This window comes from Gluconobacter sp. P1D12_c, assembly GCF_018812105.1.
Lineage (GTDB): Bacteria > Pseudomonadota > Alphaproteobacteria > Acetobacterales > Acetobacteraceae > Gluconobacter > Gluconobacter oxydans_A.
The window spans coordinates 1-529 of record NZ_JACSIQ010000284.1 but is presented as its reverse complement, the minus strand read 5'-3'; the positions used below and the strand labels follow the sequence as shown (position 1 = coordinate 529).

The 529-nt window shown below is 47.3% G+C and carries 1 protein-coding gene; it reads left to right on the top strand.

Translation table 11 applies throughout. From position 1 onward, the window contains the following. The coding region (locus KP705_RS16760; protein ID WP_215765074.1) for a hypothetical protein at window positions 1–529 on the top strand (529 nt) is incomplete at both ends.

The following is a 529-nucleotide window of genomic DNA, read 5'->3' as shown; positions in this document are numbered from 1 at the left end:
TTAAGGAAGCGAAGGAATCACGCGGAGAGATTTTTGATGCAGGACCGTCTGAGAATGGGTGTGAGTCATCTTCTCGGATAGGTTTTTATGAGCTTCTTCGTCGCAACAGTGGGAACAAGGTTGATGTGTTTAAACATCTTGAACGCATTGGCAGGGATGAGGCCATAAGGCTTCAATCTGATCGCATTGCTGACAGGCTTGAAGGTCTGGGGATTCCGTCTAGGCGTAAGAAGCAGGATGGCACCTTTTTCAAGGTGGGTTTGCTGTCTGGATTAGCTAAGCAGATGGATGAACAGTTTAGGCATATCATGTTCATTCCTGCTGTTGCTGTTGCTGAGCGTCGCCAGTTGAGGAATGAGCTGACCTATTGGATTGATAACATTCTCCCGAATAAGGGGAAGTATCTGCGGTACATGGTTATCACCTGCGGTGAGAACGTCCGCATATATGATGACCTCAAGGCGGAGCATAGGAAATGGACACGCAAGCTCTCTGATTGCTTCCGTTGGCTCAATCAAAAATATGGTTC